The sequence below is a fragment of the Pseudomonas medicaginis genome (assembly GCF_965119365.1).
In the GTDB taxonomy this organism is placed as follows: Bacteria; Pseudomonadota; Gammaproteobacteria; order Pseudomonadales; family Pseudomonadaceae; genus Aquipseudomonas.
On the sequence record NZ_OZ221631.1, the window covers coordinates 187,402 to 202,382 of the forward strand.

Annotated in this window: 11 protein-coding genes; 6 read left to right on the forward strand and 5 right to left on the reverse strand. The window is 61.1% G+C overall.

Translation table 11 applies throughout. From position 1 onward, the window contains the following. Positions 1-60: 60 nt before the first annotated feature. Positions 61-882, forward strand: a complete 822-nt coding sequence (locus ACMTA2_RS00865; protein ID WP_413793326.1) for an ABC transporter substrate-binding protein — start codon at positions 61-63, stop codon at positions 880-882. Then, positions 879-1,715 (forward strand): amino acid ABC transporter permease, encoded by an 837-nt coding sequence (locus tag ACMTA2_RS00870; protein ID WP_413793327.1) that lies wholly within the window; start codon positions 879-881, stop codon positions 1,713-1,715. The genes ACMTA2_RS00865 and ACMTA2_RS00870 overlap by 4 nt, the downstream gene beginning before the upstream one ends. 203 nt (positions 1,716-1,918) lie before the next feature. On the opposite strand, the gene oadA is transcribed toward ACMTA2_RS00870, so the two are convergent. Continuing rightward, on the reverse strand, positions 1,919-3,727 hold the full coding sequence (gene oadA, locus ACMTA2_RS00875; protein WP_413793328.1) for a sodium-extruding oxaloacetate decarboxylase subunit alpha: 1,809 nt from the start codon (positions 3,725-3,727) through the stop codon (positions 1,919-1,921). 13 nt (positions 3,728-3,740) lie between these two features. Then, positions 3,741-5,156: an acetyl-CoA carboxylase biotin carboxylase subunit gene (locus tag ACMTA2_RS00880; RefSeq protein ID WP_003206982.1), complete on the reverse strand. Its 1,416-nt coding sequence runs from the start codon at positions 5,154-5,156 to the stop codon at positions 3,741-3,743. Between the two features lie 187 nt (positions 5,157-5,343). Here ACMTA2_RS00880 and ACMTA2_RS00885 point away from each other — a divergent pair, with 187 nt between their 5' ends. Next, on the forward strand, positions 5,344-6,306 hold the full coding sequence (locus ACMTA2_RS00885; protein ID WP_413793329.1) for a LysR family transcriptional regulator: 963 nt from the start codon (positions 5,344-5,346) through the stop codon (positions 6,304-6,306). Here ACMTA2_RS00885 and ACMTA2_RS00890 read toward each other — a convergent pair. Together ACMTA2_RS00890 and hexR are read right to left on the reverse strand one after the other, a co-directional pair. Continuing rightward, positions 6,248-6,457 carry a PA3496 family putative envelope integrity protein gene (locus ACMTA2_RS00890; protein WP_413793330.1) on the reverse strand — a complete coding sequence of 70 codons (210 nt, stop codon included), beginning with the start codon at positions 6,455-6,457 and terminating at the stop codon, positions 6,248-6,250. The two genes, ACMTA2_RS00885 and ACMTA2_RS00890, sit on opposite strands and share 59 nt — an antisense overlap. Positions 6,458-6,734: 277 nt before the next feature. Then, positions 6,735-7,601 carry a transcriptional regulator HexR gene (gene hexR, locus ACMTA2_RS00895; RefSeq protein WP_003187110.1) on the reverse strand — a complete coding sequence of 289 codons (867 nt, stop codon included), beginning with the start codon at positions 7,599-7,601 and terminating at the stop codon, positions 6,735-6,737. A 431-nt stretch (positions 7,602-8,032) separates the two neighbouring features. Here hexR and ACMTA2_RS00900 point away from each other — a divergent pair, with 431 nt between their 5' ends. Next, the gene (locus tag ACMTA2_RS00900; RefSeq protein ID WP_413793331.1) at positions 8,033-8,347 is read left to right on the forward strand and encodes a hypothetical protein; all 315 of its coding nucleotides are present in this window, start codon (positions 8,033-8,035) and stop codon (positions 8,345-8,347) included. Positions 8,348-8,416: 69 nt separating this feature from the next. Here ACMTA2_RS00900 and ACMTA2_RS00905 read toward each other — a convergent pair whose 3' ends face one another. Further along, positions 8,417-11,290: an EAL domain-containing protein gene (locus ACMTA2_RS00905; RefSeq protein WP_413793332.1), complete on the reverse strand. Its 2,874-nt coding sequence runs from the start codon at positions 11,288-11,290 to the stop codon at positions 8,417-8,419. A gap of 260 nt (positions 11,291-11,550) precedes the next feature. Between ACMTA2_RS00905 and uvrD the strand changes: the two genes are divergently transcribed. Continuing rightward, positions 11,551-13,734, forward strand: coding sequence for a DNA helicase II (gene uvrD / locus ACMTA2_RS00910; RefSeq protein WP_413793333.1), 2,184 nt, complete (start codon positions 11,551-11,553; stop codon positions 13,732-13,734). A gap of 297 nt (positions 13,735-14,031) precedes the next feature. Further along, entirely contained in the window at positions 14,032-14,910 is an 879-nt protein-coding gene (locus ACMTA2_RS00915) for a Tim44 domain-containing protein (RefSeq protein WP_413793334.1), read from the forward strand. Positions 14,911-14,981: the final 71 nt, after the last annotated feature.

The window sequence follows — 14,981 nt, forward strand, 5'->3', positions numbered from 1 at the left end:
TATAACTATTTAATACGCAGCCATTGGCTGACCACAACTTATTTTTACCAGGGACTGCACATGAAACTTCAACCTTTGTTGGCCCTGGGCCTGACGCTACTGGCCGCTTCGTCGCAGGTGTTCGCCGGCACCACCCTGGACCGCATCGAACAGAAAAAAGAACTGGTCGGCGTGCTGATGGAAAGCTATCCACCCTTCTCGTTCCTCAACGATCAGAACCAGCTCGACGGGTTTGACGTCGACGTGGCCAAGGCCGTGGCCGAGAAACTGGGCGTGAAGCTGCGCCTGGAAACCCCGTCCTGGGATGTGATCGCGGCCGGGCACTGGAGCGGGCGCTATGACATCTGCATCTGCTCCATGACACCGAGCAAGGCCCGCGCCGAAGTGTTCGACTTCCCGGTGCAGTACTACGCCTCGCCTGCGGTGATCGTGGTCAACGCCAAGGACGACCGCATCCACGGCGCCAAGGACTTGAGCGGCCGGAAAGTCGGCCTCACCAGCGCCTCCAGCTACGAGAGTTACCTGAACAAGAACCTGGTGATCGAAGGCGCCGAGGATACCCAACTGAGCTATCCGTTCGAGGACGTGCAGATCGCCCCGTACGACACCGACAACGTGGCATTCCAGGACCTGGGCCTGGGCGCCGGGGTGCGCCTGGATGCGGTGCTGACCAACCTGGTGACGGCGCAGCCGCGCCTGACCGAAGACAAGCGCTTCAAGCTGGCCGGCGAGCCGCTCTATTCCGAACCGAACGCGGTGGCCATCGAAAAAGGCGACGCCCAGTGGGACAGCAAGGTGCGTGAAGTCTTTGCCCAGTTGAAACAGGACGGCACCTTGAGCAAACTCTCGCAGAAATGGATCGGCGCCGACATCACCCAATGACCTCTTTCCCGTCTCCTTCTCGGCCACCGCAACCGGTGGCCGAGTCGCGTCTGCAGAAAATCCTTGGTTTCCGCACACGGTTGTACCTGACCTGGGCAACGATGCTGGTGCTGTTCGCCAGCTTCTTCCTGAGCTTTGACCTGAAGTTCTCCATCATCCTCGACAAGTTGCCGAACCTGCTGGGGCTGCACCTGGCCCCCAACGGTTTCCTGCAAGGGGCGGTGCTGACGCTGTTCCTGTGCGTGTGTTCGATCGTCGCCTCGTCATTGCTGGGCTTCATCACCGCCCTGGCGCGCCTGTCCAGCAGTGCGGTGGCGTTCGGCATCGCCAGCTTCTACGCGTCGTTCTTTCGCGGCACGCCGCTGCTGATCCAGATCCTGCTGATCTACCTGGGCCTGCCCCAGCTGGGCGTGGTGCCCGGCGCCGTCACCGCCGGGATCATCGCCCTGTCGCTGAACTACGGCGCCTACCTGAGCGAAATCTTCCGCGCCGGCATCGTTGGCGTCCCCCACGGCCAACGCGAAGCGTCCCTGGCGCTGGGCTTGAGCGAAACCGTGATCTTCTGGCGCGTCACCCTGCCCCAGGCCATGCGCACCATCATCCCGCCCACCACCAACCAGTTCATCTCCATGCTCAAGGATTCCTCGCTGATCTCGGTGATGGGGGTCTGGGAAGTGATGTTCCTGGCGCAGTCTTATGGTCGTTCCAGCTATCGCTACATCGAGATGCTGACCACGGCGGCGATCATCTACTGGTTGATGTCCATTGCGTTGGAGCTGATTCAGGCGCGGATGGAGCGGCATTATGGGAAGGCGTATCAGCATAACCGCTGAATAGGGAAACACCTGAAAGCCAGCCCAGACGAGAGCTGGACCCACCTCCCAGCATCCAGTTGCCGAGCCGGGACCGTCGGTGCGCTGGACATGCGGGCTTGATGGAGGTCGCCCCTGAACGGGCGCTCTTTCGGTCATCAACGAAAAAAAAAAGGGGAGCACATGCCCCCCCGAGGTTAAAACGTTGTATCGAGGCTGTTTATTCAGCCTTCGATCTCGATCAGGATCTCGCCCGGGTTGACCCGGTCGCCCTTGGCGACATGAATGGCGGTGACCTTGCCGGCGATGGCCGCCTGGACTTCGGTTTCCATCTTCATGGCTTCGGTGATCAGCACCGCTTGGCCCGCCTTCACCACATCGCCCTCCTTGACCAGCACATCGACGATGTTGCCCGGCATGGTGGTGCTGACGTGGCCCGGCGCAGTGGCTTGCTTGCGCTTGCTGCTGCCGCCGCCGACAAACTCATTGAGCGGTTCGAACACGACCTCTTCCGGCATGCCATCGATGGACAGGTAGAAGTGACGCTTGCCTTCGGCCTTAACGCCCACACCGGTGATGTCGACGCGGTAGGTTTCGCCGTGGACGTCGATGACGAACTCGGTCGGCACGCCTTCTCCGCCCGCGGAGCCCACGCTGCCCGCCTCGGGGATCGGCAGCAGCACTTCCGGGGTCAGGGTTCCGGCTTCACGTTCTTCGAGGAACTTGCGACCGATGTCCGGGAACATGGCATAGGTCAGCACGTCCTCTTCGGACTTGGCCAGTGCACCGATTTCGCCCCGCAGCCGGGTCATTTCCGGCTTGAGCAAATCGGCCGGACGCACGTCGATCACGTCTTCGCTACCGATGGCCTGGCGACGCAGCTTCTCGTTCACCGAACCCGGCGCCTTGCCGTAGCCACCCTGCAGATAGAGCTTCACTTCGTTGGTGATGGTCTTGTAGCGCTCACCGGCCAACACGTTGAAGAACGCCTGGGTGCCGACGATCTGCGAGGTCGGGGTCACCAGCGGCGGGAAGCCGAGGTCTTCGCGCACGCGCGGGATCTCCGCCAGCACTTCGTTCATCCGGTTCAGTGCGCCCTGCTCTTTCAACTGGTTGGCAAGGTTGGAGATCATCCCGCCCGGCACCTGGTTGACCTGGACGCGAGTGTCCACCGCGGTGAACTCGCTTTCGAACTGGTGGTACTTCTTGCGCACGGCGTAGAAATACAGGCCGATTTCCTGCAACAATTCCAGGTCCAGGCCGGTGTCGAATTCACTGCCCTTAAGGGCCGCAACCATCGACTCGGTGCCGGGATGGCTGGTGCCCCAGGCGAAGCTGGAGATCGCGGTGTCGATGTGATCGGCGCCGTTTTCGACGGCCTTGAGCTGGCACATCGCGGCCAGGCCGGCAGTGTCGTGGGAGTGGATGAACACCGGCAACGATTGCTCGGCCTTCAGCGCTTTCACCAGTTCGCCAGTGGCATACGGGGTCAGCAGGCCGGCCATGTCCTTGATCGCCACCGAGTCGCAGCCCATGGCTTCCATCTGCTTGGCCTGGGCCACGAACGCCTCGATGGTGTGCACCGGGCTGGTGGTGTAGGCGATGGTGCCCTGGGCGTGTTTGCCGGCGGCCTTCACCGCTTCGATGGCGACTCGCAGGTTACGCACGTCGTTCATCGCGTCGAAGATGCGGAATACGTCGATGCCGTTGACCGCGGCCTTGGCCACGAACGCCTTGACCACGTCATCGCTGTAATGGCGATAGCCCAGCAGGTTCTGGCCGCGCAGGAGCATTTGCAGGCGGGTATTGGGCAGCGCCGCGCGCAGTTGGCGCAAGCGCTCCCACGGGTCTTCCTTGAGGAAGCGCACGCAGGCGTCGAAAGTTGCGCCACCCCAGACTTCCAGCGACCAATAGCCGACTTTGTCGAGCTTGTCGCAGATCGGCAGCATGTCTTCGGTGCGCATGCGGGTAGCGAGCAGCGATTGGTGGGCGTCGCGCAGGATTGTGTCGGTAACAAAGATCTTCTTGGACATGGTCATACTTTCCTTACAGGCCTGCGTGGGCGGCAATGGCGGCGGCGATGGCCAAGGCCAGCTCTTCGGGTTTGCGCTTGATCGAGTAGTTGGTCAGTTCAGGGTGGCTTTCAACGAAGCTGGTATTGAACTGGCCGCTGCGAAATTCCGGATTGCGCAGAATCTCCTGGTAATACGCGGCGGTGGTCTTGACCCCCTGCAGGCGCATGTCATCCAGGGCTCGCAGGCCACGGTCCATCGCTTCTTCCCAGGTCAAGGCCCAGACCACCAGTTTCAGGCACATCGAATCGTAGAACGGCGGAATGGTGTAGCCGGTGTAGATCGCCGTATCGGTGCGCACGCCCGGGCCACCAGGGGCGTAGTAGCGAGTGATCTTGCCGAAACTGGGCAGGAAGTTGTTTTTCGGGTCCTCGGCGTTGATGCGGAACTGCAACGCAAAGCCACGGTGCTGGATGTCTTCCTGCTTGACCGACAGCGGCAGCCCGGAGGCGATGCGGATCTGTTCGCGAACGATGTCGATACCGGTGATTTCTTCGGTGATGGTGTGCTCCACCTGCACCCGGGTGTTCATCTCCATGAAGTACACCTCGCCCTCGGCGAGCAAAAACTCCACGGTACCGGCATTCTCGTAGCCCACGGCCTTGGCGGCGCGCACCGACAGGTCGCCGATGTAGGCGCGCTGCTCGGGGGTCAACTGGGGGCTCGGGGCGATTTCGATCAGCTTCTGGTTGCGGCGCTGGATCGAGCAGTCGCGTTCGAACAGGTGCACTACGTTGCCGAAACTGTCACCCAGGATCTGCGCTTCGATGTGCTTGGGATTGACGATGCACTTTTCCAGGAACACTTCCGCCGAACCGAATGCCTTGGTGGCTTCGGAAATGACCCGCGGGAAGGCCTGCTCGAGTTCTTCACGACTGTTGCAACGACGGATACCGCGACCGCCGCCGCCCGACGTGGCCTTGAGCATCACCGGATACCCGATCCGATCACCTTCGGTCAGCGCTTCTTCAATGCCCGACACGTTGCCTTCGGTGCCCGGCGTGACCGGCACACCGGCCTTGATCATGCTGCGGCGCGCTTCGGTCTTGTCGCCCATGCGGCGAATGACTTCCGCCGACGGGCCAATGAATTTGATGCCGCGCTCAGCACAGATGTCTGCCAGCTCGGCGTTTTCCGAGAGGAAGCCGTAGCCGGGGTGCAAGGCATCGCAGCCGGTTTCCACCGCCAGGTTCACCAGTTTGCGCGGGTTGAGGTAGCCGGCCAGCGGATCGGCGCCGATGCTGTGGGCCTCGTCCGCACGCTTGACATGCAATGCATGTCGGTCCGCGTCGGAGTAGACCGCGACCGAGCGAATGCCCATCTCGGCGCAAGCGCGCACGATGCGAACGGCAATCTCACCACGGTTGGCGATCAGGATCTTTGTTATCAATTGGAGGTTCCCTTGAGCCGGTGATACCACGGCCTGGGGTCCAGGCCGACGCGTGACCAGATGTAACAATCGGTCGCAGCTCCACACTAGTCCTGGCTGGTGATTAACAAAAATGAATAATTATTGGGTCATGCATAAGTAAAGACTTATAGTCGCGCTATCCGTCTCACCCAGGGGTACTTGTAAAATGCGTAAGTCATTGATGCGTATGACATTGCGTCAATTGCAGATTTTCAATGAGGTGTGCGACCTGAGGTCCTACAGCCGTGCAGCCGACGAAATGTCTCTCACGCAACCGGCCGTCAGCCTACAGATTCGATCCCTGGAAGAGCTGATTGGCCAGCCCTTGTTCGAGTATGTCGGCAAAAAACTCTACATGACCGAAGCCGCCGAAGCCCTGCAACGTGCCAGCCGAGACATCTTCGGACGCCTGGAAAACCTCGACATGCAGCTCTCGGACATGCAGGGTTCGCTGCAAGGCCAATTGAAGCTGGCGGTGGAGTCCAGCGCCAAGTACTTCGTTCCACACCTGTTCGCCGCGTTCAAGCGCCAGCATCCGGAGGTCAACCTGAACCTCACGGTGGTCAATCGCGGCCAGGTCATCCGCCGGCTCTCGGACAACCGTGACGACCTGGTGATCATGTCCATGGTGCCCCTGGACATGGGCCTGGAGTTCCTGCCCTTCCTCAACAATCCGATCGTCGCCGTGGCGCCACCCGATCATCCCCTGTGTCACCTGGGTCCACTGCGCTTGCAGGACCTGGAACCCTACACGCTGCTGTTGCGCGAACCGGGATCCGGCACGCGGCTGGCTTGCGAGGAATACTTCAAGGAGAAACGGGTGCATTTCACCCAGACGCTGGAAGTGGCTTCAGCGGAGGCCCAGCGCGAGTGCGTGGTGGCCGGGCTGGGCGTAGCGCTGTTGACGCGCCACGCCGTGAGCCGAGAGCTGTCGTCCGGCGCGCTCATTGAGCTGCCGGTGGAGGAGTTGCCGCTGTACCGCAGTTGGTGCCTGGTACAGGCCAGGGCCAAACGCCTGTCACCGGTGGCCCATGCTTTCCTGGCGTTCGTGCGCGGCGAGCGCGCGCAAATCAGCGGCCTGGTTGAGCGTTTCGACGGGAAGCCGCCGGCGTTGCCTGCCAGTAATTGAACTCTGTGGCGTCAGGAAATTCGCTGATCTCTGCCAGAAGCTGGCGCTGCTCGTAGCGGTCTTCGATGGCACGACGGAACGCCATACGGCGCTGGTCTTCCTGCTGACGACGGGTTTTGACGGCGCTGCGTTCTTCGTAGGACTGGGTCATGTCGAGACTCCCAAGACGTATACGGGAGCTTTACGATGACGGCGAGGGATGACGGTTTGGCGGCGCAAGGGTTACAGATCGATGAATTTGGGCGACGGGATCTTTTAGAGGGTTAAGCCTGTGGCGAGGGGATTTATCCCCGTTGGGCGGCGAAGCAGCCCTGAAGCAGCAAACTCAATCTTCCTGGCACACCGAGTTGCCTTTTTGGGGGCTGCTTCGCAGCCCAGCGGGGATAAATCCCCTCGCCACAAGAGCGCTTGCCCTGAAGACTTGGGGCTCAGTCGTCCAGTGCCTTCACCGACTTGGGCGACAACCGCAGGCTGCGAAGGCTGCGCTTCACACTCTTGAGATGGTTGACCAGGCTCGGGCCACGGGCCATGGCGACGCCCATCGCCAGTACGTCGATCACCACCAGGTGAGCGATGCGCGAGGTCAGCGGCGTGTAGATCTCGGTGTCTTCATGCACGTCGATGGCCAGGTTCACCGTGGAGAGCTCCGCCAGCGGCGTCTGGCTCGGGCACAAGGTGATCAGCGAAGCACCGCTTTCACGCACCAGGTTCGCAGTGATCAGCAGATCCTTGGAACGCCCCGACTGGGAAATGCAGATCGCCACATCGGTGGGCTTCAAGGTCACCGCCGACATGGCCTGCATGTGCGGGTCGGAATAGGCCGCCGCCGTCAGCAGCAACCGGAAGAACTTGTGCTGGGCATCGGCCGCCACCGCGCCCGAAGCGCCAAAGCCATAAAACTCGACACGCTGGGCCTGGGACATGGCCGTGACGGCTTTTTGCAACGCCACCGGGTCGAGCTTCTCGCGAACCTCCATGAGGGTATGCAAGGTCGTGTCGAAGATCTTCAGGCTGTAGTCCGCCACGGAATCATCTTCATGGATCGCAAACTGACCGAAGCTCGCACCGGCGGCCAGGCTTTGCGCCAGCTTGAGTTTCAGGTCCTGGAAACCCGAGCAACCAATGGCCCGGCAGAAGCGCACGATGGTCGGTTCGCTGATGCCGACGCTGTGGGCAAGATCGGCCATGGAGCTATGCATCACGGCCGCAGGATCAAGCAGTACGTGATCGGCGACTTTCAGCTCCGACTTGCGCAGCAAGTGGCGTGACTGGGCGATGTGTTGCAACAGGTTCAAGGGGCTGGACTCTTGTTATGGGCAGATGCCGGGATGTAGCAAGCTTGTAGTTATACTACAAGAATTGGCTCTTTGCCCGCCCAAAACGTAACTGGATTGTCTCGCGGCCCCTTTGTTTTGGCCGAGGATCGCTCGATGTAGCAGCTTGTACCGTTGCACAAACCCTCTGTGCTGCCAGTCCGGTGATCCCGGACTCGGCCCGTGTCTCTGGCGAGTGGGAAAAACCGTTATTTGAATCACCGACTATGGGTAACTTCCCCAACAACTTGTCCCACAGCAATGGACAACAGACCACAACGAAGCACCTGATAACCCGCCAACAACTCACTTCTTTTTACAATACCAGTCGCATTCTTCCAGACACTACCAAATCAAAGTCGATATATTGGATCGCGCAGGACGCAATCAACTTAATTACAGGAGTTACTACCATGACCATCACAACTAAGAATTGGGCCGCATATATCGATCGCATGCCAGGTGCTGCTTCTTTCCGTACCCTCGGCACTGTAACCGTACCCCACACCGGCATTACACCCAGGCTGGTACGCAGCCCAATGCAGGACAAGTCCTTTGATCTGCGATTGGAACTGAAACTTGACGATACCAACGGCATTTCACTGCCGGTCGTCACCGACAGAGTTGTCGAATACAAAGTGCCGGGGGAATCTCATGTCACTGGCGTAAGCATTTTTTTCGAAGGGCAGTTGCTGCATCATATTAATGAAGTGCTGGTGACCCACTAAGCACCTATTCATGACTTCCCGCCAGGCCAATAAATTGGTTGGGCGGGAAGTTAAAAATCTGGATCAGGTTCATTCCGTCAAGTGTTGCATCCGCAACAAAACGGCCAAGCCTTGCGCTTCCACCGGCCGGCTGATCAGATACCCCTGCACCTCATCGCAACCTTCGTTCCTGAGGAACTCGAGCTGCTCCTGCCGCTCGACGCCCTCAGCCACTACCTTGAGCGACAGTCCATGGGCCATCGCAATGATCGCCCGGGTAATGGCGGCATCCACGCTGCCTTCACCCAGCCCTCGAATGAATGCCTGGTCGATCTTCACGTAGTCCACCGGGATACGCTTGAGGTAGCTCAGGGATGAGTAGCCGGTGCCAAAATCGTCGATCGCCAGCTTGACCCCAAGATCGCGCAATTGCTGGAACGTGGCGATGATGTGTTCAACGCTGTCGAGCAACTGGCTCTCGGTCAACTCCAGCTCCAGGTACTGGGGCGCCAGGCCGGTTTCCTCCAGCACTTGTCGCACCAGGCTGACCAGCTTGCCCTGGCGCAATTGGTGCACCGACAGATTGACCGAGACCCTGATCGGCTCGAGCCCTTGGCGCTGCCATTCGCACGCCTGCCAGCAGGCCTGGCGCAACACGAACTCGCCAATCGGCCCGATCAGCCCGGTTTCTTCGGCAAGACCGATGAAATCCCCCGGCGGCACCCGGCCCATGATCGGATGATCCCAGCGCACCAGCGCCTCGGCAGCGTTCAGGCGCCCCGTCGCCAGGCACAATTTTGGCTGGTAGAAGACCTTCAGTTGATGTTCTTCCAAGGCCTTGCGCAGTTGATTCTCCAGTTGCAAGCGCTCCAACGTGCTGGCCTGGAGACTCTCGGTATAGAACTGGAAATTGTTGCCTCCCAGGTGCTTGGCATGTTGCATGGCCATGTTTGCCTGGCTGACCAACGTGGCAATTTCCCGCGTGTTGTCGGGCAACAAGCTGATACCGATGGAGGCGCTGAGCACCAGTTCATGGCCCTCGATGGTCAGCGGCACGCGCAGCTTGGCGGCCAATCGGGTCGCCACCCGCGCCAGGCTCGAAAGGTTGCCATAGGCATCGAACAACACCGCAAACTCATCGCCGGATAACCGGGCGATGGTATCTGCCTCAGGCAGTGCATTGATCAGGCGCCGTGCCATTTTCTGCAGCAACTGGTCGGCGATGTCATGGCCGAGACTGTCGTTGAGCAATTTGAAACGGTCCAGGTTGATATGCAGCAACGCCAGGCTGCGCCGTCCGCCCTGGCGCACCCGCTGATGCGCTTCGTTCAGGCGCTCGCGGAACAGCGAACGATTCGCCAACCCGGTCAGTTCGTCGTAATGAGTCAGGTAGCGCATCCGCTCTTCGGATTCGCGCCGAGCCGAAAGATCGGCGAAGAAGCCTACAATATGACTGACATTTCCCCGAGCATTGCGCACGACGTTCAGCTGCAGCCATTGCGGGTACAACTCACCGTTGGCCCGCGCCTCCACCAATTCGCCCTGCCAGGTGCCGTGCTGCTTGAGCGATTGGCGAATGGTGGGATAGTGCCGGCGCGCATCGCGGCTGCACGGCAGGTCGACCACGTTACGCCCCAGCATGTCCTCGATGTTGAAACCGGTGACCCGCGTGAACGCCTGATTGGCGGCGAGCAGCAGGTAGTTGGGATCAAAAATCACGATGCCTTCGCTGGCGGCCTCGAACACCGTGGCCGCCAACTGCCGTTGCTGCTCGAGTTCCTTGCTGACGCTGATGTCGCGCCGGGTACCAACCATGCGCAACACCCGTCCGCTAGCGCTGCGTTCCACGGCCCGGCCACGGTCTTCGATCCAGACCCAGTGGCCATCGCCGTGACGCACGCGGTATTCGATCTGGTAATCCTCGCTGCGCCCCTTGAGGTGTTCGACCAGGGCCCGCTTGAGCGCCGGCACGTCCTGAGGGTGCAGGCGCGGGGTCAGGTGGCTGAGCATCGCCGTGACGAATTCGGGCTCCAGGCCGAACAGTTCCTTGAGCTGAGTGTGATGGACTTCGTCAGTCTGCAGGTTCCAATCCCACAACCCCAGCTCACTGGCCTTGAGGGCCAAGGCCAGGCGCGCCTCGCTCTTGCTCAGGGCCTGGCTGGCGACCTCCAGTTCAAGGCTGCGCTGCGCCACCCGCGCCTCCAGGCCAACCTGGGCCACCCGTAATTGTTCCTCGGCCGAGCGCCGTTGCTCCACCTCCCTGCCCAGCGCCTCGTTGAGCAGCGCACTGCGGACCTGGGTTTGCTGCAGATGCTCGATCAGGGCCTGGTTCTGGAAACGGCGCAGCATGCCATTCTGGATCAAGCGGTTGACTTGCCAGGCCACCACGCTCAAGGAAACCAGCACAATCAACCCGAGCCAGCCCCACCCGCGTTGTTGGTCATCGCCGCCCCAGAAGAGATAACCAATGGCCGGTAACAGGCAAGGCAAGGCAAAGGACAGGAACGCCGGAAGACTCACGGCGTAAGCCACGCTGGCCGACAGGGCGGCCGCGCCAATCAGGCCGAACACCCAGGCCTGCTGCTGGAAGCTGTCGGCCGGGACCAGCGCGATGCCGGCACCGGCGAGCGTCAGGCCCGTCATCGCCGAGCCGAGCAAAAACATACGCAACCAGATCGGGTGTGCCTGGCGGCTGGGTATCGCCGAATCGAACGCCGCCACCTGGATCACCCGCAACGCCACCAGTGACAACAACCAGACGAGCCAGACGCTGACCAGGAAATAGCGTCGCGGCTCCCATAACAGCGCCGCGCTGACCAGGCCGTTGAGCAGCATGAACAAGGTAGGCAACAGTGAGCCTTGATACAGCAGACGTGTGCGCTCGACCGCCATCTGCGTGGCGTACTGCTTGCAGATGACCCGTGGTTCCACACTGGGGCCCGCCGGATCGTAATTGAGGGTCATTGGCACTGTTGTTGTTCTTATTCAGTGGAGCGTGGAGAACCCGAAACGAGCACCGAGCATACACAAGCCATGGGCCATCCCACACTGCCTCAGCTCATAAAAATACTGAAAAAGTCGCTATTTCATTGGGTGGAGACCCGCCCGGGCGAGTCCCGCCAACGCCTGTAGCCTGTGACCCGCCGGTCATCACCCAGCGGTCTTTTATCGGCTGATGCAAAGCTCGGTTTGCCCGGGGTGACGCCGCACCCTAGAATGCCCCGATGCGCGATGATCTCTCCCTTCTGCTGAACTCCCTCAACGATGCCCAACGTCAGGCCGTAGCTGCCTCCGTGGGTCGTCAGTTGGTCCTGGCCGGTGCCGGCTCCGGTAAAACCCGAGTGCTGGTGCACCGTATCGCCTGGTTGATCCAGGTCGAGAACGCCTCGCCCCATTCGATCCTGTCGGTGACGTTCACCAACAAGGCCGCGGCCGAGATGCGCCATCGCATCGAACAACTGATGGGCATCAACCCCGCCGGCATGTGGGTCGGCACCTTCCACGGCCTGGCGCACCGCTTGTTGCGGGCGCATTGGCAGGAGGCCGGGCTGAGCCAGACCTTCCAGATCCTGGACAGCGACGACCAGCAGCGCCTGGTCAAGCGGGTGATCCGCGAGCTGGGCCTGGACGAACAGCGCTGGCCGGCCCGCCAGGCCCAATGGTTCATCAACGGCCAGAAAGACGAAGGCCTGCGCCCGCAGCACATCCAAGCCAGCGGTGATCTGTTCCTGGCGACCATGCGCAGCATCTACGAAGCCTACGAGGCGGCGTGCCAGCGTGCCGGGGTGATCGACTTTTCCGAGCTGCTGCTGCGAGCCCTGGACCTGTGGCGTGACCACCCGGGCCTGCTGGCTCACTACCAGAAGCGCTTCCGACATGTACTGGTGGACGAGTTCCAGGACACCAACGCCGTGCAATACGCCTGGTTGCGCCTGCTCGCCAAGGGCGGCGACAGCCTGATGGTGGTGGGTGACGATGACCAGTCGATCTACGGCTGGCGCGGCGCCAAGATCGAAAACATTCACCAGTACTCGGCGGACTTTCCCGACGCCGAAGTCATCCGCCTGGAACAGAACTACCGCTCCACCGCCGGCATCCTCAAGGCCGCCAACGCCCTGATCGCCAACAACACCGGGCGCCTGGGCAAGGAATTGTGGACCGACGGCAGCGAAGGCGAGGCGATCAACCTCTACGCTGCCTTCAACGAGCACGACGAAGCCCGCTACGTGGTGGAAACCATCGAGAGCGCGCTCAAAACCGGCCTGGCCCGCAGCGACATCGCCATCCTGTACCGTTCCAACGCCCAGTCGCGGGTACTGGAAGAAGCGTTGCTGCGCGAACGGATCCCCTACCGCATCTATGGGGGCCAGCGCTTCTTCGAGCGTGCTGAAATCAAGAATGCCATGGCTTACCTGCGCCTGATCGAAGGTCGCGGCAACGACGCGGCCCTGGAACGGGTGATCAACGTGCCGACGCGGGGCATCGGCGAGAAAACCGTCGAGGCGATTCGCGATCATGCGCGCCACAGCCACGTGTCCATGTGGGAAGCCATGCGCCAGCTGGTGACCAACAAAGGCGTGACCGGTCGCGCCGCAGGCGCCCTGAAGGCCTTCATGGACCTGATAGAAGACCTGGCCGCCAAATGCGGGGAAATGCCCCTGCACTTGATGACCCAGACCGTCATCGAGCAGTCCGGCCTGATCGCTTACCACGAAGCGGAAAAAGGCGAGAAAGGCCAGGCCCGGGTGGAAAACCTCGAGGAACTGGTCAGCGCCGCGCGCAACTTCGAAAACACCGAAGAAGACGCAGACCTGTCGCCCCTGGCGGCCTTCCTGGGTCACGCCTCCCTGGAGGCCGGCGACACCCAGGCCGACGAACATGAAGACAGCATCCAGCTGATGACCCTGCACAGCGCCAAGGGCCTGGAGTTCCCCTACGTGTTCCTCGTGGGCATGGAAGAAGGCCTGTTCCCCCACAAGATGAGCCTGGAAGAACCGGGGCGCCTGGAAGAAGAACGGCGCCTGGCCTATGTCGGTATCACCCGCGCCATGCAGAATCTGGTCATGACCTACGCCGAAACCCGACGCTTGTATGGCAGCGAGACCTACAACAAAGTGTCGCGCTTCGTACGTGAAGTACCGAAGGGCCTGATCCAGGAAGTGCGGCTGTCCAACAGCGTCAGCCGACCGTTCGGTGGCGGCCAGCAACAAAGCAGCAGTAGCCTGTTCGGCGGCAGCGAAATCCCGGAAACCGGCTTCAGCCTTGGCCAGACCGTGCGGCACTCGGTGTTCGGCGACGGCGTGATCCTCAACTTCGAGGGGGCCGGCGCCCAGGCGCGGGTGCAGGTGAACTTCAGCGAAGGCAGCAAGTGGCTGATGCTGGGGTATGCCAAGCTCGAGGCGATCTAGGGAATTGTGTAGGCCCTTGTGGGAGCGAGCTTGCTCGCGATAGTAGTCGATCAGTCAATATTGGCGCTGACTGACACACCGCTATCGCGAGCAAGCTCGCTCCCACAGTTGTTCTGGGAAACATTTCCGATAGAACTTGTTCCGCTTTCCTACAGCCCAAAGTGAACAAGCCTTCTTGCACAGCCGAAGCTGAACCTAACCTGTCACGCAAAAGCCCGAAACACTCTGCCGCTAGCCAGCAACAGTTCAGCTGTGCAACATGGCGCGCGTGCTATCCACAAATGGGAATGCCTTAATATGAAACGTTTTCTTAGCATCGCCATGGCGTTGTGCATCGGCCTGACGATGGCCATCGACGCCAATGCCGCCAAGCGCTTTGGCGGTGGTAAAAGCTCGGGAGCAGCCCCGACTCACCAGACCAGCCAGATGGCGCCGTCTTCTGCCGCCGGCTCCACCGCTGCCACCGCAGGCGCGGCCGGTGCCGCGGGCGCTGCCACCAAGGCCAGCGGTGCTTCGCGCTGGCTCGGCCCCCTGGCCGGCATCGCCGCCGGTGGCCTGCTCGCCTCCATGTTCATGGGCGACGGCTTCCAGGGCATGCAGATCTTCGACATCCTGATCATGGCGGTCATCGCCTTCCTGGTCTTCCGCTTCATTGCCGCTCGTCGTCGCAAGCAGCAGGAGCAGTTCGCTCCGGCTGGCCACGCGCCGATGCAGCGTGAAGTGTTCAACCAGCAGCAGCCTGCCAGCGGTTCGATCTTCGGTGGTTCAGCCGCTCCCGCAGCCGCCCGTCCGGTCATCAATGCGCCGGCCTGGTTCAACGAGCAACGCTTCATCGAAGCCGCGCGCAGCCACTTCATGTCCCTGCAGCAGCATTGGGACGCGAACGAAATGGACAAGATCGCCGAGTTCGTGACGCCGCAACTGCTGGAATTCCTCAAGCGCGAGCGGGCCGAGCTGGGTGATGGCTTCCAGTCCACCTACATCGATAACCTGCAGGTGCAGCTGGATGGCGTCGACGATCGTGCCGACAAGACCATCGCCACCCTGACCTTCAGCGGTGTGTCGAAGGACTCTCGCTTCGACAAGGGTGAAGCGTTCAGCGAAAGCTGGAACATGGAACGCGCCCAGGGCGATGACCAGCCTTGGCTGGTAGCAGGTATCCGCCAAAACGGTTGAACCTTTGCCCGCTTTGCATGTTGAAATAAAGAACCCCGGCCCAGGCCGGGGTTTTCTATTTCGCGGTTGCA